This window comes from Variovorax sp. LjRoot290 (assembly GCF_964253985.1).
Lineage (GTDB): Bacteria > Pseudomonadota > Gammaproteobacteria > Burkholderiales > Burkholderiaceae_C > Variovorax.
Window position 1 is genome coordinate 1,454,127 of the sequence record NZ_CAXURW020000001.1, and the last position, 24,852, is coordinate 1,478,978.

23 protein-coding genes are annotated in these 24,852 nt (G+C 66.2%); 9 read left to right on the forward strand and 14 right to left on the reverse strand.

The features are described 5' to 3' along the window. Positions 1-49: 49 nt before the first annotated feature. The 12 genes from leuB to ACSQ9A_RS07365 form a co-directional block, all read right to left on the reverse strand. Positions 50-1,138: a 3-isopropylmalate dehydrogenase gene (gene leuB, locus ACSQ9A_RS07310; RefSeq protein WP_436303169.1), complete on the reverse strand. Its 1,089-nt coding sequence runs from the start codon at positions 1,136-1,138 to the stop codon at positions 50-52. A 27-nt stretch (positions 1,139-1,165) separates the two neighbouring features. Then, on the reverse strand, positions 1,166-1,816 hold the full coding sequence (leuD, locus tag ACSQ9A_RS07315) for a 3-isopropylmalate dehydratase small subunit (protein ID WP_436303170.1): 651 nt from the start codon (positions 1,814-1,816) through the stop codon (positions 1,166-1,168). Between the two features lie 13 nt (positions 1,817-1,829). Then, the gene (gene leuC / locus ACSQ9A_RS07320) at positions 1,830-3,251 is read right to left on the reverse strand and encodes a 3-isopropylmalate dehydratase large subunit (protein ID WP_093106522.1); all 1,422 of its coding nucleotides are present in this window, start codon (positions 3,249-3,251) and stop codon (positions 1,830-1,832) included. 34 nt (positions 3,252-3,285) lie between these two features. After that, on the reverse strand, positions 3,286-4,230 hold the full coding sequence (locus tag ACSQ9A_RS07325; RefSeq protein ID WP_436303171.1) for a LysR substrate-binding domain-containing protein: 945 nt from the start codon (positions 4,228-4,230) through the stop codon (positions 3,286-3,288). 116 nt (positions 4,231-4,346) lie between these two features. After that, positions 4,347-4,487, reverse strand: coding sequence for an entericidin A/B family lipoprotein (locus tag ACSQ9A_RS07330; protein WP_093106516.1), 141 nt, complete (start codon positions 4,485-4,487; stop codon positions 4,347-4,349). Between the two features lie 121 nt (positions 4,488-4,608). After that, positions 4,609-5,919: a citrate synthase gene (gene gltA / locus ACSQ9A_RS07335; protein WP_436303172.1), complete on the reverse strand. Its 1,311-nt coding sequence runs from the start codon at positions 5,917-5,919 to the stop codon at positions 4,609-4,611. Positions 5,920-5,942: 23 nt separating this feature from the next. Then, entirely contained in the window at positions 5,943-6,245 is a 303-nt protein-coding gene (locus ACSQ9A_RS07340; RefSeq protein WP_093106511.1) for a succinate dehydrogenase assembly factor 2, read from the reverse strand. A gap of 13 nt (positions 6,246-6,258) precedes the next feature. Next, positions 6,259-6,960 (reverse strand): succinate dehydrogenase iron-sulfur subunit, encoded by a 702-nt coding sequence (locus ACSQ9A_RS07345; RefSeq protein ID WP_093106509.1) that lies wholly within the window; start codon positions 6,958-6,960, stop codon positions 6,259-6,261. A 23-nt stretch (positions 6,961-6,983) separates the two neighbouring features. Continuing rightward, on the reverse strand, positions 6,984-8,792 hold the full coding sequence (gene sdhA / locus ACSQ9A_RS07350; RefSeq protein ID WP_093106506.1) for a succinate dehydrogenase flavoprotein subunit: 1,809 nt from the start codon (positions 8,790-8,792) through the stop codon (positions 6,984-6,986). A 4-nt stretch (positions 8,793-8,796) separates the two neighbouring features. Then, positions 8,797-9,162: a succinate dehydrogenase, hydrophobic membrane anchor protein gene (gene sdhD / locus ACSQ9A_RS07355; protein WP_436292613.1), complete on the reverse strand. Its 366-nt coding sequence runs from the start codon at positions 9,160-9,162 to the stop codon at positions 8,797-8,799. A 13-nt stretch (positions 9,163-9,175) separates the two neighbouring features. Continuing rightward, complete coding sequence (gene sdhC / locus ACSQ9A_RS07360; protein ID WP_436303173.1) at positions 9,176-9,622, reverse strand: succinate dehydrogenase, cytochrome b556 subunit; 447 nt, start codon at positions 9,620-9,622, stop codon at positions 9,176-9,178. Positions 9,623-9,782: 160 nt separating this feature from the next. Then, entirely contained in the window at positions 9,783-10,541 is a 759-nt protein-coding gene (locus ACSQ9A_RS07365; RefSeq protein ID WP_436292614.1) for a GntR family transcriptional regulator, read from the reverse strand. 160 nt (positions 10,542-10,701) lie between these two features. Between ACSQ9A_RS07365 and ACSQ9A_RS07370 the strand changes: the two genes are divergently transcribed. The 5 genes from ACSQ9A_RS07370 to ACSQ9A_RS07390 all read left to right on the forward strand — a co-directional run bounded on the left by ACSQ9A_RS07370 (position 10,702) and on the right by ACSQ9A_RS07390 (position 16,784). After that, positions 10,702-11,688: a malate dehydrogenase gene (locus tag ACSQ9A_RS07370; protein WP_436303174.1), complete on the forward strand. Its 987-nt coding sequence runs from the start codon at positions 10,702-10,704 to the stop codon at positions 11,686-11,688. Between the two features lie 18 nt (positions 11,689-11,706). Then, entirely contained in the window at positions 11,707-12,483 is a 777-nt protein-coding gene (tam, locus tag ACSQ9A_RS07375; protein WP_436303175.1) for a trans-aconitate 2-methyltransferase, read from the forward strand. Positions 12,484-12,538: 55 nt separating this feature from the next. Next, the gene (locus ACSQ9A_RS07380) at positions 12,539-13,540 is read left to right on the forward strand and encodes an HpcH/HpaI aldolase/citrate lyase family protein (protein WP_436303176.1); all 1,002 of its coding nucleotides are present in this window, start codon (positions 12,539-12,541) and stop codon (positions 13,538-13,540) included. Positions 13,541-13,571: 31 nt separating this feature from the next. After that, positions 13,572-14,135 (forward strand): hypothetical protein, encoded by a 564-nt coding sequence (locus ACSQ9A_RS07385; protein ID WP_436303177.1) that lies wholly within the window; start codon positions 13,572-13,574, stop codon positions 14,133-14,135. Positions 14,136-14,198: 63 nt separating this feature from the next. After that, entirely contained in the window at positions 14,199-16,784 is a 2,586-nt protein-coding gene (locus ACSQ9A_RS07390) for a bifunctional aconitate hydratase 2/2-methylisocitrate dehydratase (protein ID WP_436292618.1), read from the forward strand. Between the two features lie 40 nt (positions 16,785-16,824). Here the strand turns inward: ACSQ9A_RS07390 and ACSQ9A_RS07395 are convergent, their stop codons facing one another. Further along, the gene (locus ACSQ9A_RS07395) at positions 16,825-17,658 is read right to left on the reverse strand and encodes a helix-turn-helix domain-containing protein (RefSeq protein WP_436292619.1); all 834 of its coding nucleotides are present in this window, start codon (positions 17,656-17,658) and stop codon (positions 16,825-16,827) included. Between the two features lie 131 nt (positions 17,659-17,789). Between ACSQ9A_RS07395 and ACSQ9A_RS07400 the strand changes: the two genes are divergently transcribed. Further along, a complete protein-coding gene (locus ACSQ9A_RS07400; RefSeq protein ID WP_436303178.1) occupies positions 17,790-18,206 on the forward strand; it encodes a hypothetical protein in 417 nt (138 codons plus the stop codon). Between the two features lie 94 nt (positions 18,207-18,300). Next, positions 18,301-21,168 (forward strand): aconitate hydratase, encoded by a 2,868-nt coding sequence (locus tag ACSQ9A_RS07405; RefSeq protein ID WP_436303180.1) that lies wholly within the window; start codon positions 18,301-18,303, stop codon positions 21,166-21,168. A gap of 2 nt (positions 21,169-21,170) precedes the next feature. Here the strand turns inward: ACSQ9A_RS07405 and ACSQ9A_RS07410 are convergent, their stop codons facing one another. Then, positions 21,171-22,574 (reverse strand): C13 family peptidase, encoded by a 1,404-nt coding sequence (locus ACSQ9A_RS07410; RefSeq protein WP_436303181.1) that lies wholly within the window; start codon positions 22,572-22,574, stop codon positions 21,171-21,173. A 99-nt stretch (positions 22,575-22,673) separates the two neighbouring features. Between ACSQ9A_RS07410 and ACSQ9A_RS07415 the strand changes: the two genes are divergently transcribed. Both ACSQ9A_RS07415 and feoB read left to right on the forward strand, forming a co-directional pair. Continuing rightward, the gene (locus ACSQ9A_RS07415; protein WP_436292622.1) at positions 22,674-22,964 is read left to right on the forward strand and encodes a FeoA family protein; all 291 of its coding nucleotides are present in this window, start codon (positions 22,674-22,676) and stop codon (positions 22,962-22,964) included. Continuing rightward, complete coding sequence (gene feoB / locus ACSQ9A_RS07420) at positions 22,957-24,852, forward strand: ferrous iron transporter B (RefSeq protein WP_436303182.1); 1,896 nt, start codon at positions 22,957-22,959, stop codon at positions 24,850-24,852. The genes ACSQ9A_RS07415 and feoB overlap by 8 nt, the downstream gene beginning before the upstream one ends.

The following is a 24,852-nucleotide window of genomic DNA, read 5'->3' on the forward strand; positions in this document are numbered from 1 at the left end:
CGCCCGGCTCGTCAGAGCCGGGGGGAGGGCATGACGAAGCGGGCTGCGGTTAGCCGGTAATCGTCTTTTTGGTGATGGCTGCCACCACGGCGTCGCCCATCTCGCGGGTGCCCACCTTGGTCGTGCCCGCGGACCAGATGTCTGCCGTACGCAAACCCTGGGCCAGCACGTGCTTGACCGCCGACTCGATACGGTCGGCAGCCTCGGGCTGGTTCAGGGAAAAGCGGAGCATCATGGCAGCGGACAGGATTGTAGCCAAAGGATTGGCAACCCCTTTGCCGGCAATGTCGGGCGCGCTGCCGTGGCTGGGTTCGTAGAGGCCCTGGTTGCTGGCGTTGAGCGAGGCCGAGGGCAGCATGCCGATCGAGCCCGTCAGCATGGCGGCCTCGTCGGACAGGATGTCGCCGAACATGTTGCCGGTGACCACCACGTCGAATTTCTTGGGTGCCTTGACCAGCTGCATCGCGGCGTTGTCGACGTACATGTGGTCGAGTTCGACGTCGGGGTATTCCTTGCCCACCTCGGTCACGATGTCCTTCCAGAACTGGAAGGTTTCGAGCACGTTGGCCTTGTCGACGCTGGTCACGCGCTTGCTGCGCTTGCGCGCGGCCTGGAAGGCGACGTGGGCGATGCGCTCGACCTCGGGGCGCGAATAGCGCATGGTGTCGAAGGCCTCCTCGGCGCCGGGGAAGTGGCCGTCGACAGCGGTGCGGCGGCCGCGCGGCTGGCCGAAATAGATGTCGCCGGTGAGCTCGCGGATGATCAGGATGTCGAGACCCGCGATCAGCTCGGGCTTCAGGCTCGAGGCGCCGACCAGCTGCTCGTAGCAGATCGCCGGACGGAAGTTGGCGAACAGGCCGAGGTTCTTGCGCAGGCCCAGGATGGCCTGCTCGGGGCGCAGCGAGCGCTCCAGCTTGTCGTACTTCCAGTCGCCGACGGCGCCGAACAGCACGGCATCCGCTTCCTTGGCCAGCTTGAGCGTGGCCTCGGGCAGCGGGTGGCCGTGGGCCTCGTAGGCCGCGCCGCCGACCAGGGCCGATTCCATTTCGAAGGAGAGGTCGAGCGTGTCGAGCACGCGGATGGCCTCGGCGACGATTTCGGTGCCGATGCCGTCACCGGGAAGAACTGCGATTTTCATGAAGTTGTTCTGAAGAAGTGGAAGGGGTCAGGCGATCAGCTGGTGGCTGAGCCAGGGCTTCTGCGCCAGGCGCTCGGCCTCGAAGGCCTTGATCTTGTCTTTGTGGCGCAGCGTCAGGCCGATGTCGTCCAGGCCGTTGATCAGGCAGTACTTGCGGAAGGCCTGGACCTCGAAGGCCAGTTCGCTGCCGTCGGGCTTTACGATCACCTGCCGCTCGAGATCGATGGCGAGGCTGTAGCCCGGGAAGGCGAAGGTCTCGTCGAAGAGCTGGGCGACCTGCGACTCGCTCAGCACGATCGGCAGCAGGCCGTTCTTGAAGCTGTTGTTGAAGAAGATGTCCGCATAGCTCGGCGCGATGATGGCGCGAAAGCCGTACTGGTCGAGCGCCCACGGTGCATGCTCGCGCGACGAGCCGCAGCCGAAGTTCTGGCGTGCGAGCAGGATCGAGGCGCCCGCATAGCGCGGCTGGTTCAGCACGAAGTCGGGGTTCGGCTTGCGCGACTTCGGATCCTGGCCGGGCTCGCCCGGATCGAGGTAGCGCCAGGCGTCGAACAGGTTGGGGCCGAAACCGGTCTTCCTGATCGACTTCAGGAACTGCTTGGGAATGATCGCGTCGGTGTCGACGTTCTCGCGGTCCATCGGCGCCACGAGGCCCTTGTGCACGGTGAATTTCTGCATGGTGTCTGGCTCCTCAGGCGAATTGGCGAACGTCGACGAAATGGCCGTGCACCGCGGCGGCGGCGGCCATGGCCGGGCTCACCAGGTGGGTGCGGCCGCCGGCACCCTGCCGGCCTTCGAAGTTGCGGTTGCTGGTGGAGGCGCAGCGCTCGCCGGGCTCCAGTCGGTCGGCGTTCATCGCCAGGCACATCGAGCAGCCCGGCTCGCGCCATTCGAAGCCCGCGGCCTTGAAGATCTGGTCCAACCCTTCGCGCTCGGCCTGTTCCTTCACGAGGCCGGAGCCCGGAACGACCATCGCGAGCTTGACGTTCTTGGCGACCTTCTGGCCCAACTTCTTGACCATCGCCGCGGCTTCGCGCATGTCCTCGATGCGGCTGTTGGTGCAGGAGCCGATGAACACCTTGTCGATGAGGATGTCGTTCATCGGCTTGTTCGGCTCCAGACCCATATAGGTCAGCGCGCGCTCGATGGCGCCGCGCTTGTTGGCGTCCTTTTCCTTGTCCGGATCGGGCACGCGGCCGTCCACCGGCACCACCATCTCGGGTGAGGTGCCCCAGGTGACTTGCGGCTTGATCTGCGCGGCGTCGAGTTCGACCACGGCATCGAAGTGCGCATCGGCGTCAGATTGCAGCGTCTTCCAGTAGGCGACGGCCTGGTCCCATTCGACGCCCGTGGGCGCGAGCGGGCGACCCTTGACGTAGGCGATGGTCTTCTCGTCCACCGCCACCAGCCCGGCGCGCGCACCGGCCTCGATCGCCATGTTGCACACCGTCATGCGGCCTTCCATGCTCAGATCGCGGATCGCCGAGCCGGCGAATTCGATCGTGTAGCCGGTACCGCCGGCGGTGCCGATTTTGCCGATGATGGCCAGCACGATGTCCTTGGCGGTGCAGCCCAGCGCCAGCTTGCCATCCACCTTGACGAGCAGGTTCTTCGCCTTCTTGGCCAGCAGCGTCTGGGTGGCCATCACGTGCTCGACCTCGCTGGTGCCGATGCCGTGCGCGAGCGCGCCGAAGGCGCCGTGCGTGGAGGTGTGCGAATCGCCGCACACCACCGTCATGCCCGGCAGCGTCGCGCCCGACTCGGGGCCGATCACGTGCACGATGCCCTGGCGCTTGCTCAGGAAGGGGAAGAATGCGGCGGCGCCGAACTCCGAGATGTTGCTGTCCAGCGTGGTGATCTGCTCGCGGCTGACGGGATCGGCGATGCCGTCGTAGCCGCGCTCCCAGTGCGTGGTCGGCGTGTTGTGGTCGGCCGTGGCCACCACCGAGCTGATGCGCCACAGCTTGCGGCCGGCTTCGCGCAGCCCCTCGAAGGCCTGCGGGCTGGTCACTTCGTGGACCAGGTGGCGGTCGATGTAGAGGATCGAAGTGCCGTCTTCCTCGGTGTGGACGACGTGTTCGTCCCAGAGCTTGTCGTAGAGCGTGCGTGCCATGGTGATGGTCTCTTTCGTGGGGAGGGTGATTGTCTTATGCGGTCAGCTGGTCGGGCGCCGCAGCCGGCGCCTGCAGGTGCTTGACGAGCATGCGCGCCGCGACCGGCAGCGTCGAGAAATCGCGTGCGACCAGGCGGATCTCGCGCGCCGCCCAGGTGTCGTTCAGCGCCACGCACGTCAAGCCGCGGCCGATGCCGCCTTGCATCAGCTCGAAGGCGCGCAGCGGCATCACGCCGATGCCGAGGCCGTTCTCGATCATTCGGCACATGGCGTCGAGGCCAGTCACGTGAATGCGCAGCTTGATCGTGCGATTGGCGGCCAGTGCGGCCTGGTGCATCGCGACGTAGATTGAGCTGTTGGTGTGCAGGCCGACGTGGTCGACATCGAGCGAGTCCGCGAAATCGATCGCGCGCTGCGCCGCCAGCGGATGGCCGGCGGGCACGATCAGCACCAGCGAATCGTGGCGGTACAGCAGGCTCTGCAGTTCGCTCGTGCCTTCGGGCACGTGGCAGATGCCGAGGTCTGCAGCACCCTCGTGGACCGCACGCACCACCTCGCTGCTGAGGTGCTCTTCCAGGTCGATCTTGATCGCGTCGTGCTCGCGCGTGAAAGCGCCGAGGTCCTCGGGCAGGAACTGCACGATGGCCGAGATGTTGGCGTGCACGCGCACATGGCCGCGCACGCCGTCGGCGTATTCGCTCAGTTCGCCCTGCATCTTCTCGAGGCTGTAGAGCACCGAGCGCGCGTGGTGAAGAAGGCTCTCACCAGCGGGCGTCAGGTCGACGCCGCGCGCATGGCGATAGAGCAGGGGGGTGCCGAGGGTGGCTTCGAGATCCGAGAGCCGCTTGCTGATGGCCGAAGCCGCGATGAATTCGCGCTCCGCCGCGCGTCCGATGCTGCCGAGCTCGCAGACGGCCACGAACAACTGCAGCGACGTAAGGTCGATGCGGCGGGCGAAGCTGCGTTCCGAGGAGGTCATACGGGGCTTGGCATCTCGTATGGAGATGGAGTCCCGTATTTTCCTTCGGTTTCTAAGGGGGAGCCATCGCGATGCGCGATGACATTACTCTCGGCGTGCGATGGGCGAGTGCGTCGTCATTGCTTCTTCTTGCCCGCGTCCTCCATCTTTTCCCCGGCCTTCTGCACGTCTTGGCCGGCACCTCTCCAGGTGTTGCAGCCAGCCAGCGGCACGGAGAGAGTGAATGCAATGGCGACCAATGCGGCAAGTTTCTTCATGGCGGAACTCCTTCGTTGAGGTGCCTTGCAGCCTATTCCCCCCTTGCCGGCGCTGCGTGTCAGCCAAGACGCAAAAAAGCTGCCCGAGGGCAGCTTTCCGAGGTGAGCGCGAACGCGAGGCTCAGCGCTGGGCGATGGGTTGCACGTCGCGCTTGGGCGAGCCTTCGAAGAGCTGGCGCGGACGGCCGATCTTGTACTCCGGGTCGCCGATCATCTCGTTGAGCTGGGCGATCCAGCCGACGGTGCGCGCGAGCGCGAAGATGGCGGTGAAGAGCGGCACCGGAATGCCGATCGCGCGCTGCACGATGCCCGAGTAGAAGTCGACGTTCGGGTAGAGCTTGCGCGAGACGAAGTATTCGTCTTCGAGCGCGATCTTCTCGAGCGCCATCGCGAGCTTGAACAGCGGGTCGCTCTCGAGGCCCAATTCGCTCAGCACTTCCCTGCAGGTTTCCTGCATCAGCTTGGCGCGCGGATCGTAGTTCTTGTAGACGCGGTGCCCGAAGCCCATCAGCTTGACGTTCGAGTTCTTGTCCTTGACCTGCTTGATGAACTCGCCGATCTTGTCGACGCCGCCGGCCTTCTGGATGTCGTGGAGCATGTTGAGCGCCGCCTCGTTGGCGCCGCCGTGGGCCGGGCCCCAGAGGCAGGCCACGCCCGCCGCGATCGCCGCGAAGGGGTTGGTGCCCGAAGAGCCGCACAGGCGCACGGTCGAGGTCGAGGCGTTCTGCTCGTGGTCGGCATGCAGGATGAAGATCCGGTCGAGCGCGCGCTCGAGCACCGGGCTCACCTTGTATTCCTCGCAGGGCGTCGCGAACATCATGTGCAGGAAGTTGCCCGCATAGCTGAGGTCGTTCTTCGGGTACATGTAGGGCTGGCCGATCGTGTACTTGTAGGCCATGGCCACGAGCGTCGGCATCTTCGCGATCAGGCGGATCGCGGCGATCTCGCGGTGCTTCGGATTGGTGATGTCGGTGCTGTCGTGATAGAAGGCCGACAGCGCGCCGACCAGGCCGGTCATGATGGCCATCGGGTGCGCATCGCGGCGGAAACCGCGCAGGAAGAACTGCATCTGCTCGTTGACCATCGTGTGGTTGGTCACGAGCTTGGTGAAGCCGGCCTTCTGCGTCGCGTTCGGCAGCTCGCCGTACAGCAGCAGATGACAAGTCTCAAGGAAGTCGCAGTTGGTGGCGAGCTGCTCGATCGGGTAGCCGCGGTACAGCAGCTCGCCCTTGTCGCCGTCGATGTAGGTGATGGCCGACTCGCACGAGGCCGTCGACATGAAGCCCGGGTCGTAGGTGAACATCCCTGTCTGGGCATAGAGCTTGCGGATGTCGATCACGTCAGGGCCCATGGTGCCCTTGTAGATCGGCAGCTCGACGTTCTGTCCGCCGTTGCTGAACGACAGGGTGGCCTTGGTCTCGGATGCTTTCATTGCGAGTGTCTTTCAAAGAATGTTCAGGAGGGTTGGGATTGCGCGCCGTCGGTGCGCATCAACTGCAGGAGTTCGATCACGTCGGCCCCGGCCCATTCGGGCTCGGGTTCCTTTCTTCGAAGCAGCAGGTCGAGCAGATCGTTGTCCGACAGGTCCATCAATGTCTCCAATGCCTGCGCCTGCCCGCAGGTCAGACCTTCTTCATGCCGCTCGAAGAAGCGCGCGATGAAGAGGTCGTTTTCGAGCAAGCCGCGCCGGCAGCGCCATCGCAGCTTGCTCAGCGCACGTTCGCTGATCGGCTGCCGGAGGTCGGTGGCGGATTGCATGGTCTTGAAAAGTTCAGATGGCGCGGCGCACCATCAGTTCCTTGATCTTGCCGATCGCCTTGGTCGGGTTCAGGTTCTTCGGGCACACGTCGACGCAGTTCATGATCGTGTGGCAGCGGAACAGGCGGTACGGGTCTTCGAGGTTGTCCAGGCGTTCGGCGGTGGCCTCGTCGCGGCTGTCGGCGATGAAGCGGTAGGCCTGCAGCAGGCCGGCCGGGCCGACGAACTTGTCGGGGTTCCACCAGAAGCTCGGGCAGCTGGTCGAACAGCTCGCGCACAGGATGCATTCGTACAGGCCGTTCAGCTCATCGCGCTCTTCGGGCGACTGCAGGCGCTCCTTTTCGGGCGGCACGCTGTCGTTCTGCAGGTAGGGCTTGATCGAGTTGTACTGTTTGAAGAACTGCGTCATGTCCACGATCAGGTCGCGGATCACCGGCAGCCCGGGCAGCGGCTTCAGCACGATCGTGCCCTTGAGCGTGAGCATGTTGGTCAGGCAGGCGAGGCCGTTCTTGCCGTTGATGTTCATCGCGTCCGAGCCGCAGACGCCTTCGCGGCAGGAGCGGCGGAACGACAGCGTCGGATCCTGCGCCTTCAGCTTCATCAGGGCGTCGAGCAGCATGCGTTCGTGGCCGTCGAGCTCGATCTCGACGGTCTGCATGTAGGGCTTGGCGTCCTTGTCCGGGTCGTAGCGGTAGATCTGGAATGTGCGCTTCATCGTGAAAACCTTGAGATATGTTCTTAGAAGGTACGGACCTTGGGAGGCACGGACTCGACCGTCAGCGGTTTCAGCTTGACGGGCTTGTAGGACAGGCGGTTGTCCTGGCTGTACCAGAGCGTGTGCTTCATCCAGTTGGCGTCGTCGCGGCCCAGCGGCGCAACGGGATCGTCGGACGGGCGCTCGTAGTCTTCGACCGTGTGGGCGCCGCGGCACTCCTTGCGCGCGGCGGCCGAGACCATGGTGGCCTGCGCCACCTCGATCAGGTTGTCGACTTCCAGCGCCTCGATGCGCGCGGTGTTGAAGACGCGCGACTTGTCTTTCAGCGTGACCTTGGCCACGCGCTCGCGCACGGCGGCGATCTTCTTGACGCCCTCGTCCATGGAAGCCTGCTTGCGGAACACGGCGGCGTGCTGCTGCATCACGGAGCGGATCTCGCCGGCCACGTCTTGCGCATACTCGCCCGAAGTCGACGACTCGAGCTGGTTCAGGCGTTCCAGCGTGCGATCGGCGGCATCGGCGGGCAGCGGCTTGTGTTCCTTCAGCTTGTCGTTGAATTCGACGATGTGGTTTCCGGCCGCGCGGCCGAACACCAGCAGGTCGAGCAGCGAATTGGTGCCCAGGCGGTTGGCGCCGTGCACGCTCACGCAGGAGCATTCGCCCACCGCGTACAGGCCGTTGACCACGGCGCTGTTTTCCTCGCCCTTCTGGATCACGACCTGGCCGTTGATATTGGTCGGAATGCCGCCCATCTGGTAGTGGATGGTCGGCACCACCGGGATCGGCTCCTTCGTGATATCGACGTTGGCGAAGTTGACGCCGATCTCGTACACCGAAGGCAGGCGCTTGTGGATGGTCTCGGCACCGAGGTGGTCGAGCTTCAACAGCACGTAGTCCTTGTTCGGGCCGCAGCCGCGGCCTTCCTTGATTTCCTGGTCCATCGAGCGCGAGACGAAATCGCGCGGCGCCAGGTCCTTGAGCGTGGGCGCGTAGCGCTCCATGAATCGTTCGCCGTTGCTGTTGAGCAGGATCGCGCCTTCGCCGCGGCAGCCTTCGGTCAGCAAGACGCCGGCGCCGGCCACGCCGGTCGGGTGGAACTGCCAGAACTCCATGTCCTGCAGCGGAATGCCCGAGCGCGCCGCCATGCCGAGGCCGTCGCCGGTGTTGATGAAGGCGTTGGTCGAGGCCGCGAAGATGCGGCCCGCGCCGCCGGTGGCCAGCAGCACGGTCTTGGCCTGCAGGATGTGCAGATCTCCGGTTTCCATCTCGAGCGCGGTCACGCCGACCACATCGCCCTCGGCGTCGCGGATCAGGTCGAGCGCCATCCACTCGACGAAGAATTGCGTGCGTGCCTCGACGTTCTTCTGATAGAGCGTGTGCAGCATCGCGTGGCCGGTGCGGTCGGCCGCCGCGCAGGCGCGCTGCACGGGCTTCTCGCCGTAGTTGGCGGTGTGGCCGCCGAAGGGGCGCTGGTAGATGGTGCCGTCCGGATTGCGGTCGAAGGGCATGCCGAAATGCTCGAGCTCGTACACCACCTTCGGCGCTTCGCGGCACATGAACTCGATCGCGTCCTGGTCGCCGAGCCAGTCCGAGCCCTTGATCGTGTCGTAGAAGTGGTAATGCCAGTTGTCCTCGCTCATGTTGCCGAGCGAGGCACCGACGCCGCCTTGCGCCGCGACGGTGTGCGAACGGGTCGGGAACACCTTGGACAGCACGGCCACGTTGAGGCCGGCGCGCGCCAGTTGCAGCGAGGCGCGCATGCCGGAGCCGCCGGCGCCGACGATGACGACGTCGAACTTGCGCTTGGTGATTTGTTCTTTGGTATAGGACATGGGGTCAGACTCTCCAGAGCACTTGAATGGCCCAACCCGCGCACGCTACAAGCCAGACGATCGTGAAAACCTGCAAAACGAGACGGATGCCGACCGGCTGGACGTAGTCCATCCAGATGTCGCGCATGCCGACCCAGACGTGATAGAGCAACGAAGCGATCACGACGAAGGTCAGAACCTTCATCCACTGCGAAGCGAAGATGCCGGCCCACGCGTCGTAGCCGATCGGCCCGCGCGTGAAGATCACCTGCACGAGCAGGATGATGGTGAAGAGTGCCATCAGGGCACCCGTGATGCGTTGGCTGAGCCAGTCGCGCAAACCGTAATGCGCGCCGACGACGATGCGCTTGGAGCCGTAGTTCACAGACATCTCGTGCTCCTTCTTAGTAGAGGCCGAACAGCTTGGCGCCGAGGACCAGGGTCAAGAGGATGCTGATCGCCAGCGTGGCGATGGCCGAGCTGTGGCCGAATTCCTTGCTCGCCGCGGCATGGCTCACGTCCATCCACAGATGGCGCAGGCCGGCGACGAAGTGGTGCAGGTAGGCCCAGATCAGCGCCAGCACCACCAGCTTCAGAAACCATCCCGGAACGAAACCAAGGCCGCTGTTGAAGGCGGCCTTGAAGCGGGCGTAGGAGTACTCGGAAGACACGGAGGTGTCGAACATCCAGAGGATGAAGGGAAGCAGCAGGAATAGCAGCGCACCGCTCACGCGGTGAAGAATCGACACGACGGCGGCCGGCGGAAGCCGGTAGGTGGTCACATCGGTGAAGACATTGATGTTGCGGAACTCGCGTCGCGGGGGGCGGGGTGGTGTGGCCAGCTCTGTCATGGGGGCTTTCGGTATATTTTTCGAGGGGCGGCTTGGTCTTTGGCGGAAATGCAAACAACGCAAAATTCTATTGCAACGCACCATCGCGCTGCCTGCGTTGCGAAGTCATCGCATTGCTTCGCTCGGTTGCTATTGATTCGATAGCGGTGGTGCGGAAGGCTCAGCCAAGTTCATTGCGATAGTGGTGCGTGTCGGTGCGATAGAGGCCGCGGCGCAGTTCCATCGGCGTGTCGTGATAGGTGTGGGCCACGCGCTCGACGCTCAGAAGCGGCGTGGCGGTGGACACGGCAAGCAGCGCGGCCTGCGCTGCGTCCGGCAGCACGGCGCGAATCTTTTCTTCGGCGCGCACCATGCGCACGCCGAACTCGGTTTCGAACATCGCGTACATCGGGCCGTGCCAGGCGTTCAGCCGCTCCGCCGTCAAACCCTTGAAGGGCGCGCCCGGCAGCCAGAGGTCTTCGAGGATGGTCGGCGTTCCGCGGTACGCCAGCACGCGCCGGACCTGCAAGACGGCATCGCCGGTGCGAAGCGCCAGCAGGCGCGCGATGTCGGCGCTCGCGCGCAGCCGTTTGCAGTCGACGATCTCGCGCTCGGCGGGGCCCTCGCTGTCGACGTCGCCGCTGTCCGGCACCAGCTTCAGGAAGCGGTACTGGACGTGCTGCTCGGCGTGCGTGGCGACGAAGGTGCCCTTGCCCTGGCGGCGCACGACCAGGTTCTCGGCCGCAAGCTCGTCGATGGCCTTGCGCACCGTGCCCTGGCTCACGCGAAAGCGCGCCGCGAGTTCGATCTCGCTCGGGATCGGCTCGCCCGGCTTCCATTCGCCGGCATGCAGGCTCTGCAGGATCAAGGACTTGATCTGCTGGTAGAGCGGGCTGAACGAGGGCGTCAGCTCGGCAAGCGCGGTGGGGGAGGTGCTCATGTCGGCCGACATCTTATATAAGACACAAGACTGGCGCCATCGAAAGCGCAAATCGGCATAAAATCTTCGACGGCCTTTGCGCCCGGGCGGATCGCCCGGCCCGACCTCCGCGGCCGCACCCGCGACCGCGCACCGTTTCATCACATCCTGGAGTTTCCCCATGAGCAAAAAGCCTGTTCGCGTTGCCGTCACTGGTGCCGCCGGTCAGATCGGTTATGCCCTGTTGTTCCGCATCGCCTCCGGCGAAATGCTCGGCAAGGACCAGCCGGTCATCCTGCAACTGCTCGAGATCCCGGACGAGAAAGCCCAGAAGGCGCTCAAGGGCGTGATCATGGAGCTCGAAGACTGCGCCTTCCCGCTGCTCGCCGGCGTGATCCCCACCGGCGATCCGCTGGTCGCCTTCAAGGATGCCGACTACGCGCTGCTGGTCGGCGCCCGCCCGCGCGGCCCCGGCATGGAGCGCGCCGACCTGCTGGCCGCCAACGCTCAGATCTTCACGGCTCAGGGCAAGGCCCTCGACCAGGTCGCGAGCCGCAACGTCAAGGTGCTGGTGGTCGGCAACCCCGCCAACACCAATGCCTACATCGCGATGAAGAGCGCGCCCAGCCTGCCGCGCAAGAACTTCACCGCCATGCTGCGCCTGGACCACAACCGTGCCGCCAGCCAGATCGCCGCCAAGACCAGCACCGCCGTCGGCGACATCGAAAAGCTCACCGTCTGGGGCAACCACTCGCCCACGATGTACGCCGACTACCGCTTCGCCACGGTCGGCGGCAAGAGCGTCAAGGACCTGATCAACGACCAGGTCTGGAATGCCGACGTCTTCCTGCCCACCGTGGGCAAGCGCGGCGCCGCGATCATCGAAGCGCGCGGCCTGTCCTCGGCCGCTTCGGCCGCCAACGCCGCCATCGACCACATGCGCGACTGGGCCCTGGGCTCCAAGGGCAAGTGGGTCACCATGGGCATCCCGTCGGACGGCCAGTACGGCATTCCGAAGGATGTGATCTTCGGCTTCCCGGTCACCACCGAGAACGGCGAGTACAAGCTGGTCGAAGGCCTCGAGATCGACGCCTTCAGCCAGGAGCGCATCGACAAGACGCTGAAGGAACTGCTGGACGAACAGGCCGGCGTGGCTCACCTGCTCTAAGCGCAGTCAGTCACCGGCATGCTCGACTGGAATCCCGCGCTCTACCGTCGCTACGAGGACGAGCGCACGCGCCCGGCACAGGAGCTGCTGGCGCGCGTGCCCTTGACCGGGGCGGCCCGCGTGGTCGACCTCGGCTGCGGGCCGGGCAATTCCACCGAGCTGCTGGTGCAGCGATTTCCCGCTGCCGAGGTGCTCGGCACCGACAACTCCGAAGCCATGCTGGTCAGCGCGCGCGAGCGCCTGCCCCAGGCCCGCTTCGAACTCAGCGACATCGCGCGCTGGCAGCCCGAGCTGCCGCCCGATCTGATCTACGCCAACGCCTCCTTGCAGTGGGTGCCCGATCACGAGACGCTGATCCCGCGCCTGTTCGCTGCATTGGCGCCCGGCGGCGTGCTCGCCATCCAGATGCCGGACAACCGCGAGGAGCCCACGCACCGGCTGATGCGTGAAGTCGCGGCCGAGGCGCCGTGGACTCAAGCGATCGGCGATGCGGACAAGCTGCGCACGCAACTGCTGCCGATCGACGGCTACTACGACCTGCTGGCGGCCGATGCGGCACAGGTCGACGTCTGGCGCACCGCCTACCAGCATCCGATGGTTTCTGCCGCCGCGATCGTCGAGTGGGTGCGCGGCACCGGGCTCAAGCCCTTCGTCGACCGGCTGCCGGCCGATCTGCAGGCCAGCTACCTGGCCGAGTACCAGCGCCGTGTCGACGGCGCTTATCGCGTGCGCACCGACGGCAAGCGCCTGCTGGCCTTCCCGCGCATGTTCATCGTGGCGCAGCGCAAGGCATGAGCCGCCCGGCCGTTCCCAAGGCGGATACCGCAGCGCGCAGCGCGGAGGTTACGCAATGAGCACTCCCGCGCATCCACGGGACGTGCTGCTCGGCGCGCAAGCCGGTGCCGTCGTGTTGCCCGTGTGCGACCACTACAGCGGCGTCGAATCGCGCATGCGCAAGAGCCTGGCGCTGCAGGCCGAGATGGCCCAGGAGTTCGGCGCCTGCGTGTTCGACGTCACGCTCGACTGCGAAGACGGCGCCCCCGTGGGCGGCGAAGCCGAGCATGCCGCGCTGGTCACCGAGTTGGCGCTGGCTGCCGCACCCGGCATGCGCGTGGGCGCACGGGTGCATCCGGTCGACCACCCGGCCTTTGCCGGCGACGTGATCACCATCGCGGGGCGTGCCGGCCATCGCCTGAGCCACCTGATGGTGCCCAAGGTCGAATCGGCCGAGGACGTGCGCGAGGCCGTCGAGGCCCTCAACGCGGCCGGCGCCGAAGCGGTGCCGTTGCACGTGCTGATTGAATCGCCGTTGGCCGTGCACCATGCCTTCGACATCGCCGCCCATCCGCGCGTCCAGTCGCTGAGCTTCGGCCTGATGGATTTCGTCTCGGCGCACGGCGGCGCGATCCCGGCCGAGGGCATGGGCGCGGCCGGGCAGTTCACGCATCCGCTGGTGGTGCGCGCCAAGCTCGAAATCGCTTCGGCCGCGCACGCGCACGGCAAGGTGCCGTCGCATTGCGTGGTTACAGAATTCAACGACATCGATGCGATGCGCGCCGCGGCGAAAAAAGCAGCGGGTGAGTTCGGCTACACGCGCATGTGGAGCATCCACCCGAACCAGATCCGCCCCATCCTCGAGGCCTTCGCGCCCGATGAGCGGCAGATTCAAATGGCTACAAAAATCATAGCGGCTGCCACTGCCGCCGATTGGGCGCCGGTCAGTTTTGATGGCACATTGCACGACCGCGCAAGCTACCGTCATTTCTGGCAGGTACTTTCGCGTGCGCACGCCACCGGCCGTGCGCTGCCGTCCGAGGCGCAAGCTTGGTTTGCTGCACCGGCGTCCTCCTGAAAACCGAACCTCCTCCAAAGGAAAGACACCCATGAAGAAGATCGCACTGATCGCCGCCGTCGCCCTCGCGCTGCCGGCCCTTGCCCAGAACGCAGCGGATTCCGCCGCCAAGCCGCCCCTCAAGGAACGGGCCAAGAGTACGGCCAAGAGCGTGACGCAGAAGGTCGTGCCCAAGCGCGTCATCAAGAAGGTCGAGGAAACCAAGCCCATCAGCGAAGAGACCGACGTCGTGCTCACGCCCGAAGACCTGGCCGTCGCGCAGCGCGTGCTCACCGGCACCATCAAGTGCGAACTGGGCGCCAGCGTGAAGATCGATGCCAGCGAGAAGAAGCAAGGCTTCTTCATCGTCACGCACGGCACCACGCGCTATTTCATGCACCCGGTCAACAGCCGCACCGGCGCGATCCGCCTCGAAGACCCGCGTGCCGAAGCCATGTGGCTTCAGCTGGGCAACAAGTCGATGCTGATGAGCCAGAAGCAGGGCCTGCGCCTGGCCGACGAATGCCAGGCGACCGAGCAGGCGCTGATGGCCGAAGACATGAAGAAGAACCCGCCCAAGAGCCTGTTCGAGGGCGCGGACGCACCCAAGAGGTAAATCAAGGCGCCGGCGGCCCGCCTTTTGCTAGGCCGCCACTGGTTTCAGATCCCGGAGAAAAAGATGTTGCAAGCCTACGTTGACCATGTCGCCGAGCGCGCCGCGCTCGGCATCCCGCCGCTGCCGCTGTCGGCCCAGCAGACCAGCGAGCTCATCGAGCTGCTGAAGAACGCCACCGCCAAGGACGGCGAATTCCTGCTGAACCTGCTCACGCACCGTGTGCCTGCCGGCGTGGACGACGCGGCCAAGGTCAAGGCGAGCTACCTGGCGGCCGTGGCCCACGGCAGCGAGAAGAGCACGCTCATCTCGCGCGCCCATGCCACGGAACTGCTGGGCACCATGCTCGGCGGCTACAACATCAGCCCGCTGATCGACCTGCTCGACGACGCCGAAGTGGGTGCCGTCGCAGCCGAGGGTCTGAAGAAGACCCTGCTGATGTTCGACCAGTTCCACGACGTCAAGGAAAAGGCCGACAAGGGCAACGCCAATGCCAAGGCGGTGCTGCAGAGCTGGGCCGATGCCGAGTGGTTCACCAGCCGGCCCGAAGTGCCGCAAAGCCTCACGATCACCGTGCTCAAGGTGAGCGGCGAGACCAACACCGACGACCTGTCGCCCGCGCCCGACGCCACCACGCGCCCCGACATCCCGATGCATGCGCTGGCCATGCTGAAGAACGCGCGCCCCGGCATCACGCCGGAAGAAGACGGCAAGCGCGGCCCGGTCAAGTTCATCGAGTCGCTGAAGGACAAGGGCCACCTGGTCGCCTACGTGGGCGATGTGGTCGGCACCGGTTCGTCGCGCAAGAGCGCCACCAATTCGGTGCTCTGGTTCACCGGCCAGGACATTCCCTTCATCCCCAACAAGCGCTTCGGCGGCGTGTGCCTGGGCAACAAAATCGCGCCGATCTTCTACAACACGATGGAAGACGCGGGCGCGCTGCCGATCGAGCTCGACGTGAGCCAGATGGAGATGGGCGACGTGGTCGAGCTGCGCCCCTATGAAGGCAAGGCGCTGAAGGACGGCAAGCTCATCGCCGAGTTCAAGCTCAAGAGCGATGTGCTGTTCGACGAAGTGCGTGCCGGCGGCCGCATCCCGCTGATCATCGGCCGCGGCCTCACGGCCAAGGCACGCGAGGCGCTGGGCCTGCCGGCTTCGACGCTGTTTCGCCTGCCGGTCAGCCCGGCCGATTCGAAGAAGGGCTATTCGCTGGCCCAGAAGATGGTCGGCCGCGCCTGTGGCCTGCCGGAAGGCATGGGCGTGCGCCCGGGCACCTACTGCGAGCCGAAGATGACCAGCGTCGGTTCGCAGGACACCACCGGCCCGATGACGCGCGACGAGCTGAAGGACCTGGCCTGCCTGGGCTTCAGCGCCGACCTGGTGATGCAGTCCTTCTGCCACACGGCGGCCTACCCGAAGAAGGTCGACGTCAAGATGCACCACGAGTTGCCCGACTTCATGAGCAACCGCGGCGGCGTCTCGCTGCGCCCGGGCGACGGCGTGATCCACTCGTGGCTGAACCGCCTCTTGACGCCCGACACCGTCGGCACCGGCGGCGACAGCCACACGCGCTTCCCGATCGGCATCAGCTTCCCGGCCGGTTCGGGCCTGGTGGCCTTCGCGGCTGCGACCGGCGTGATGCCGCTGGACATGCCCGAGTCGGTGCTGGTGCGCTTCAAGGGGACGATGCAGCCAGGCGTCACGCTGCGCGACCTGGTCAATGCGATTCCGCTCTATGCGATCAAGTCGGGCCTGCTCACGGTCGAGAAGAAGGGCAAGAAGAACATCTTCTCGGGCCGCATCCTCGAGATCGAAGGCCTGCCGGAGCTCAAGGTCGAACAGGCCTTCGAACTGAGCGACGCCTCGGCCGAGCGTTCGGCCGCGGGCTGCACGGTGCACCTGAACAAGGAACCGATCATCGAGTACATCAACAGCAACATCACGCTGATGAAGTGGATGATCGCCGAAGGCTATGCCGATGCGCGCACCCTGCAGCGCCGTATCGCCGCGCAGGAAGCCTGGCTCAAGGATCCGCAGCTGCTCAAGGGCGACGCCGATGCCGAATACGCCGCCGTGATCGAGATCGACCTGGCCGACATCCACGAGCCCATCGTGGCCTGCCCGAACGACCCCGACGACGTGAAGACACTGTCGGACGTGGCCGGCGCCAAGATCGACGAAGTGTTCATCGGTTCGTGCATGACCAACATCGGCCACTTCCGCGCGGCGTCCAAGCTGCTCGAAGGCAAGCGCGACATCCCGGTCAAGCTGTGGATCGCGCCGCCGACCAAGATGGATGCGCAGCAGCTCACCGAAGAAGGCCACTACGGCGTGTTCGGCAACGCGGGTGCGCGCACCGAGATGCCGGGCTGCTCGCTGTGCATGGGCAACCAGGCGCAGGTGCGCGAAGGCGCGACCGTGATGTCGACCAGCACGCGCAACTTCCCCAACCGCCTGGGCAAGAACACCAACGTGTACCTGGGCAGCGCCGAGCTGGCCGCGATCTGCTCGCGCCTGGGCCGCATTCCGACCAAGGAAGAGTACATGGCCAGCGTCGGCGTGCTCGATGCGTCGAGCGCGCAGATCTACCAGTACCTGAACTTCGACAAGATCGAGGATTACAAGGGCGTGGCGGATTCGGTCGCGGCCTGACCGTTGCTCGCCGCCAGGCGCCTCAGTAAAAAGCCCGCCTCTAAGCGGGCTTTTTTTCTCCTTCGTGGAGCGCTGCCAGTGCTGCGGCCGTCTGCGCATCCGCCGGAAAGAAGGACTCCACCGCCAGTTCCTGCAGCGTCACATCCACCGGCGTGCCGAAGATGGTGGTGGTGCTGATGAAGCTCAGCACGCCCTGCGGCGTCACGAACTGGAAGGGCACCACCACGCCGTTGAGCTCGCCGCCCGCGGCGGGCGTGTCGTGGCTGACGTTCGGCGCCGGATAGGCCGCCAGTTCGTCGTGCAGTGCAGAGAGCGCCGCGTCGCCCGTGGCTGCGATCTGTTGCTGCAGCCGTTCGAGCAGATGCGCGCGCCACTGGGCCAGGTTCGCGATGCGCGAGGCCAGGCCATCGGGGTGCAGGCTGAGCCGCAGCACGTTGACCGGCGGCTTCAGCAGCTCTGGCGCCGCGCCCGCCATCAGCAGCGGCACGAGCGCGTTGTACGCCACCAGGTTCCAGTGGCGATCGACCGCCAGCGCCGGAAAGGGCTCGTGCCCCTTGAGCACCAGGTCGACCGCCCGGCGCGCCGAGGCGAGGGCGGGATCGTCCAGCGAGCGCTGCCGGTACATCGGCGCGTAGCCGGCCGCCACCAGCAGCGTGTTGCGTTCGCGCAGCGGCACTTCGAGCCGCTCGGCAAGGCGCAGCACCATCTCGCGGCTGGGCTCGGCGCGGCCGGTTTCGACATAGCTCAGGTGGCGCGTCGAGACCTGGGCCTCGTGCGCCAGGTCGAGCTGGCTCAGGCGGCGGTGCTGGCGCCAGTGGCGCAAGTGGATGCCGAAGGGGTCGGCCGCGGTAGGAGGTGTGCTGTGGGAGCTCATGGCCGCCATCCTAGTGAAGCGGCGCGCCGCGGCCATGACCTCCCAGGTCATCGACCGTCCGCCGTGTCGCCGGAATGATGGACCCCAACGCGGCAGGAAGGGCCTGCGGCGTGCCACACAAGGAGTCCGTCATGTCCGTCTTCGCTTCTTCCCGCTTTCTGCCCCGCGTGATGTGGGCCGATGCCGCTTCGTGCGCCGCGACCGGCCTGCTGCAGGTGGCCTTCACCGGCGTGCTGGCCCGCCTGACCGGTCTGCCCGCGCCCTTGCTCCTGGGCACCGGCGTCTTCCTGCTGGCCTATGCCGCCGCCGCGGCATGGATGGCCGGCCGCGGCGTCCCGCCGCGCCGGCTGATCGGGCTGGTGGTCGTCGGCAACTTCGGCTGGGCCGCGGCCTGCGTTGCCCTGCTGGCCATCGGCGGGGCCGCGATCGCGCCGCTCGGGTGGGCCTGGGTGATTGCGCAAGCCCTGACCGTGGTCGTGTTGGCCGAACTGCAATGGATGGGCCTGCGCCACAGCCGGCCGGCGGCCCGCGGCGCGATCGCGGCATGAGCCTACAGAGCGCTGGGGTGCGCTCCCCGACTACAGCCGTTGTCATCGATCCCTGCTATCTTTAAGGAGCTTCCACGAATCACAGGAGTTCCTCATGGCCAAAGAACCGGCACACGCTTTTGCCCCCATGCTCAAGACCTTCAAGACCGCATCGGGCAAAGCCGGCAAATACTGGTCACTCAAGGAACTCGCGAAGCAATACCCCAACGTCGACAAGCTGCCGGTGTCGATCCGCATCGTGCTCGAATCGGTGCTGCGCAACTGCGACGGCCAGAAGGTCACGGCCGAGCATGTCGAGCAGCTCGCCAACTGGGCGCCCAATGCGGAGCGCACCGACGAGATCCCCTTCGTCGTGACCCGCGTGGTGCTGCAGGACTTCACCGGCGTGCCGCTGCTCGCAGACCTTGCCGCCATGCGCAGTGTCGCGAAGTCGCTGGGCAAGTCGCCCAAGACCATCGAGCCGCTGGTGCCGGTGGACCTGGTGGTCGACCACTCGGTGATGGTGGACCACTACGGCACGCCCAAGGCACTCGACCTCAACATGAAGCTCGAGTTCCAGCGCAACAACGAGCGCTACCAGTTCATGAAGTGGGGCATGCAGGCCTTTGACACCTTCGGCGTGGTGCCGCCCGGCTTCGGCATCGTGCACCAGGTCAACCTCGAATACTTCGCGCGCGGCGTCTACAAGAGCCCGAACGACGACGGCGACCCGCCGGTCTACTACCCCGACTCGCTGGTCGGCACCGACAGCCACACCACCATGATCAACGGCATCGGCGTGGTGGGCTGGGGCGTGGGCGGCATCGAGGCCGAGGCCGCGATGCTGGGCCAGCCGGTCTACATGCTCACGCCCGACGTGGTGGGCTTCGAGCTCAGCGGCAAGCTGCGCGAAGGCGTCACGGCCACCGACCTGGTGCTCTATGTCACGGCCATCCTGCGCGGCGAGAAGGTGGTGGGCAAGTTCGTCGAGTTCTTCGGCCCCGGCGCGGCCTCGATCGCGGTGCCCGACCGCGCGACCATCGGCAACATGGCGCCCGAGTACGGCGCGACCATGGGCTTCTTCCCGGTCGACGAGATGACGGTGGCCTACTTCAAGGGCACCGGCCGCACCGACAAGGAAATTGAGCGCTTCGAGGCCTATTACAAGGCGCAGGGGCTGTTCGGCATGCCGGCGCCCGGCGAGCTGAACTACACCAAGGTCGTCAAGCTCGACCTCGGCACCGTGACGCCGAGCCTCGCGGGCCCCAAGCGCCCGCAGGACCGCATCGATCTCGGCCATCTCGCGACCAAATTCTCCGAGCTCTACAGCAAGCCCAACGAGGCCAACGGCTTCAACCAGCCGGCCGACAAGCTCAAGCTGCGCTATCCGCTGCCGCACAACGGCGAGTCGGCGGAGCAGGAGCCGGACGACCCGAAGCCGGGCGCGCCGCGCCCGGTGGTCGAAATGGCCGATAACAAGCCGACGTCGGAATCAGCGCACGTCGGCGACACGGCAGCCCATGTGAAAGCCAGCGGCGTGACCATCGGCAACGGCGACGTGCTGATCGCCGCCATCACCTCCTGCACCAACACCTCGAATCCCAGCGTGCTGCTGGCTGCCGGCCTGCTGGCCAAGAAGGCGGTGGAGGCGGGGCTCACGGTCAAGCCGCACATCAAGACCTCGCTGGCGCCGGGCTCGCGCATCGTGACCGAGTACCTCGAGAAGGCGGGCCTCCTGCAGTACCTCGAAAAGCTCGGCTTCTATCTCGCGGGCTACGGCTGCACCACCTGCATCGGCAATGCCGGCGACCTGGCGCCCGAGATCAACGAGGCGATCACCAAGAACAACCTCGTGGGCGCGGCCGTGCTTTCGGGCAACCGCAACTTCGAAGCGCGCATCCATCCGAACATCAAGGCCAACTTCCTGGCCTCGCCGCCGCTGGTGGTGGCCTATGCCATCGCGGGCAACGTGATGGTCGATCTCATGACCCAGCCGGTGGGCAAGGGCAAGAAGGGCAAGGACGTCTACCTCGGCGACATCTGGCCCAGCATGAAGGAGATCGACGAGAACCTGCACTATGCGATGAATGCGAAGGCCTTCCGCAAGAACTACGAGCAGATCAAGGACAACCCCGGCAAGCTGTGGAGCAGCATCAAGGGCACGACCGGGCAGGTCTACGACTGGCCCAAGTCCACCTACATCGCCGAGCCGCCCTTCTTCGAGGGCTTCAAGATGGAGCCGCACGCATCGGACGCCGGCTTCACCGGGGCGCGCATCATGGCGCTGTTCGGCGACTCGATCACCACCGACCACATCTCGCCGGCCGGCTCGATCAAGGAAAGCTCGCCTGCGGGCATCTGGCTCAAGGCGCATGGCGTGCAGAAGGCCGACTTCAACAGCTACGGCTCGCGCCGCGGCAACCATGACGTGATGATGCGCGGCACCTTCGCCAACGTGCGCATCAAGAACCTCATGATCCCGCCGGGCCCGGATGGTTCGCGCGAGGAAGGCGGGGTCACGCTGTTCCAGCCGGGCAACGAGAAGATGTTCATCTACGACGCGGCGATGAAGTACATCGAGCAGGGCGTGCCCACCGTCATCTTCGGCGGCGAGGAGTACGGCACCGGGTCGTCGCGCGACTGGGCGGCCAAGGGCACGCAGCTCTTGGGCATCAAGGCGGTGGTGGCGCGCAGTTTCGAGCGCATCCACCGCGCCAACCTGGTCGGCATGGGCGTGCTGCCGCTGCAGTTCCGCGGTGCCGATTCGTGGGAAAGCCTGGAGCTCACCGGCGGCGAGAAGATCGATGTCGTGATCGGCGGCGAACTCAAGCCGCAGATGGACGTCAAGATCGTGGTGCACCGCCCCGACGGTAGCCACCAGGAAGTGACGGTGCGCCTGCGCATCGACACGCCGATCGAGGTCGACTACTACAAACACGGCGGGATCCTGCCTTTTGTGCTCAGGCAGCTGCTCGCTGCCTGAGCTCAGTTGCTGTCGAGCCGCTTCGCCAGGCGCTCGAGCACCGGGCGGATACCTTCGCCCACCTGGATCTGCGGGTTCGAGAAGCCGTCGTCCTTGCCGGCGTCGATTTCGCGCTGGCGAATCACCGGCACGGCCGCCGCGAAGGCTGCTTCGAAGGAGTGGCTCTTGCGCAGTTCCTCGTTGAATACCGCGCGGCCGAAGAAGGTGAGTTCGGACAGCCTGCCGCAGCCGTAAGAGGTGTGCTCGGCATCGGCGGCGGTCATGATGAGGCTGTCCTCGGTGGCGAGGGGTTCGATCCAGCCGCCCGAATAGCAGGCCGAGATTGCGATCACGCGGTGCCGGATGCCGGCCGCGTCGAGCGCTTCGCGCACTTCCTGCGGCGTCAGCCACGGCACGGTCAGCGGCCAGTGCGTGGCGGCGAGCTTGAAATCCCGCGCGCCGTGCGAGGTCATGTAGAGCACCAGCACGTCGCGCTCGCGGTCCATGCGCGCGGCCAGCGCCTCCACGGCACGCCGCAGGTTCAGCGGCGTCGCCCAGGGGAGCTCCTGCGTGGTGGTCGCGTGGTTGACCAGGCGCAGCACGCGCCCCTTGGCATCGAATCGCTCTTCGAGCAGGGTGGCCACCATGGCGCTTTCGCGCAGGAAGACGTCTTCGGAGGCATTGGGCGCGAACACCAGGCCGTAGACATGGGATTCGCCGTCCGGCCGCGGCGCCAGTCCGGCGACGGCGCGCTGCCACACGGCCTGCTGTTCCTCGAAGGTCTCCTGCGTCAGCTGCAGCCGGGGCCGCTCCGGCGCCGCCGAGGCGCTGTAGGCCGGCTGCCAGACCTGCTCGCGGTCCTGCGTGCTCTGCCAGATGCCTATGGCAGTGATGGCCAGCATGCCGGGGACGAAGAAGGCAAGGCGCATGCGCGAAGGCGTGCAGCGTGCCATGAGGCATATCGAGCTCAGCAGCCAGCACGCGATCAGGCTGCCGTAGACCGCCCAGAAGCCCGAGGTGGTGGTGAGCGGTTGAGGCAACCAGCCCCGGAAGTAGGCGAGGGCGAAGCCCGCCATGAGCAGGTTCCAGGGCACGGCGGCCCAGGTGAAGAGCGCGAACCAGCGGCTCACGCTCGCGGCGGGCGACAGCGCCGCCCAGCCGACCCACAGCGTGAGGGCGATGGCCCACCAGGCATTGAGCTCCGCGGCCGGGTGAAAGGTGGCCGGGCCGTCGATCTGGAGCCGTTCGATGCCCAGCACCAGCAGGAGCGGGATCAGCACGATGAGCATCAACTGCCAGGGGCTGGGCGAGGCCGCGATGCGAGGGGCCAGCAGCACCGAGGCGCGCAGGCCTTCGACGATCCAATGCCAGAAACTGGGACGGCGTTGCACGTCGTGTGCGGGCAGGTCGGGATGCTCGTCTGTCATGCCCGGATGATGCCTTGCACGCAGGGATTCTTCGGCCCCGGTTCGCCAAACGCCGGCGTTTTCGAGAATAATTCTCATTTTGACAATTGGATTCCGCGGGTGACCACCACGAACGGCGCGGCCTTGGCCGCCATCAGCCTCGATCAGCTTCCCAGCAACCAGTGGGCGACCGTGCTCGATGTGCTTCGGCCCGATGAAGCGGAAGGCCGGGAGCTGGTGCTGCGCCTGACCGAGATCGGCTTCGTGCCCGGCGAGGCGGTGCGCATCGTTGCCAATGGCGTGCCGGGCCGCGAGCCGCTGGCCGTGCGCCTGGGCCACACCACCTTCGCGCTGCGCCGCCACGAGGCCTCGTTCATCCGCGTGATGCCGGGAGCCGCGCAGCATGGTTGAAGCGACGCTGAACTTCCAGCCCGGCGCCGCTGTCTCGTCGGCGCCGCCGGGCCGCATCGCGCTCCTGGGCAATCCCAACTGCGGCAAGACGGCGCTGTTCAATCTGCTGACGGGCAGCCGCCAGAAAGTGGCCAATTACGCCGGCGTGACGGTCGAGCGCAAGGAAGGCCTGCTGCGCACCGCCGCCGGCCGGCGCGTGTTCGTGCTCGACCTGCCGGGCGCCTACAGCCTCAATGCGCTGTCGGCCGACGAGGCCGTGACGCGCGACGTGGTCACCGGCAGGAGCCAGGAGGCGCTGCCCGATCTGCTGGTGTGCGTGACCGACGCCACCAACCTGCGGCTCAACCTGCGGCTGGTGCTCGAGGCCAAGCGCCTGGGCCTGCCGATGGTGGTGGCGCTGAACATGACCGACATGGCGAAGAAGCAGGGCATCGTGGTCGATGTCGCGCTGCTTTCGCGCGAGCTCGGCGTGCCGGTGATCGAGACCGTCGGCGTGCATGCCGGCGGCGCCAAGGGCCTGCTCGAGGCGCTCGATTCGCCGGTGGCGGTCGCGGCGCCCCAGCCCTGGCAGGCGCCGGGGCTCGACGACGTGCTCGCCACGCAGCGCGAGGTGCGCCGCATCCTCGGCGTGGCGGTGCGCGAGCCGGTCGGCAGCCTGGCCGCCAGCGACCGCATCGACCGCGTGGTGATGCATCCGGTGTGGGGCATGCTGGTGCTCGCCGTCACGCTGTTCCTGATGTTCCAGGCCGTGTTCAGCTGGGCCAACGTGCCGATGGACGCGATCAAGGATGCAACCGCCGCCTTCGGCGAGCTCATCAAGCGCTTCGTGCCCGAGGGCATGCTGCAGAGCCTGCTGGTCGACGGCATCATCGCCGGCGTGGGCGGCGTGATCGTATTCCTGCCGCAGATCCTGATCCTGTTCCTGTTCATCCTCGCCCTGGAAGACTCCGGCTACCTGCCGCGCGCGGCCTTCCTGCTCGACCGCGTGATGGGCACTGTGGGCCTGTCGGGCCGCTCCTTCATTCCGCTGCTGTCGAGCTTCGCCTGCGCCATTCCGGGGGTGATGGCCACGCGCACCATCAGCAACTGGCGCGACCGGCTCACCACGATCATGATCGCGCCGCTGATGACCTGCTCGGCGCGGCTGCCGGTCTATGCGCTGCTGATCGCGGCCTTCATCCCGGCGCGCACCGTGGGCGGCGTGTTCAACCTGCAAGGCGTGGTGCTGTTCGCGCTTTACGTGTTCGGCATCGCCTCGGCGATGGCCGTGGCCTGGGTGATGAAACGCTTCCGCGACAGCCGGCAGCATTCGCCGCTGATGATGGAACTGCCGGCCTACCGCTGGCCCAACCTGCGCAACCTGGCGCTGGGCCTTTATGAACGGGCGTGGATCTTCATCCAGCGCGTGGGCACGATCATCCTCACGCTCACGATCCTGCTGTGGTTCCTCTCGACCTTCCCGTCGCCGACCGAGGGCGCGACCGGGCCGGCGATCCAGTACAGCCTCGCGGGCATGATCGGCCGCGGGCTGGAGCACATCTTCGCGCCCATCGGCTTCAACTGGCAGATCTCGATCGCGCTGGTGCCGGGCATGGCGGCGCGCGAGGTGGCGGTGGGTGCGCTCGGCACGGTGTATGCGCTGTCGGCCACCGGCGACGACGTCGCGGGCCAGCTGGAGCCGCTGATCGCCGGCAGCTGGTCGCTCGCCACGGCGCTGTCGCTCCTGGTCTGGTACGTGTTCGCGCCGCAGTGCATCTCGACGCTGGCCGCGGTCAAGCGCGAGACCGGTTCGTGGCGCTACGTGTGGATCATGGCCGGCTATTTGTTCGCGCTCGCCTACATTGCGTGCTGGATCACCTACCGTGTGGCCCTCGCTCTAGGAGGATGA